The sequence below is a fragment of the Vibrio sp. 10N.222.55.C6 genome (genome assembly GCF_041473395.1).
In the GTDB taxonomy this organism is placed as follows: Bacteria; Pseudomonadota; Gammaproteobacteria; order Enterobacterales; family Vibrionaceae; genus Vibrio; species Vibrio crassostreae_C.
The window spans coordinates 1-348 of the sequence record NZ_JBFRSD010000891.1 but is presented as its reverse complement, the minus strand read 5'-3'; the positions used below and the strand labels follow the sequence as shown (position 1 = coordinate 348).

The following is a 348-nucleotide window of genomic DNA, read 5'->3' as shown; positions in this document are numbered from 1 at the left end:
AGTATCGGATCTTTCTGAAAGTATAAAGAGTGGTGCTAAAGCTGATTTCATTGACGCTCTTAAGTCTGACCGTTTTGTCTTTTGCTCAGGTAACCCTGATAACTTAAAACTGTGCACCAACAAAAAACCAGTTGAGCTTTACGGACTAAAGATGGGAATAAGCAGTAGCTGTGAGCTAACAAACTCGAGAGATTATTTATCATCTAGTTCTCCTTTTTACAGCTTTAATAATAATGGCAAAAATCCGATTTTTATCAAAGAGCAGAGGTACATAAAGGGTAATAACCTCTCCCTTCCAAAAATCGATAAAGTTAGATTTGCTTTCCTAGAATATGGGGAAGGCAAGTG

General features: G+C 37.1%; 1 protein-coding gene. It reads left to right on the top strand.

Annotated elements, in window-relative coordinates:
- The coding region (locus AB4486_RS26725; RefSeq protein WP_372119794.1) for a hypothetical protein at positions 1-348 on the top strand (348 nt) is incomplete at both ends.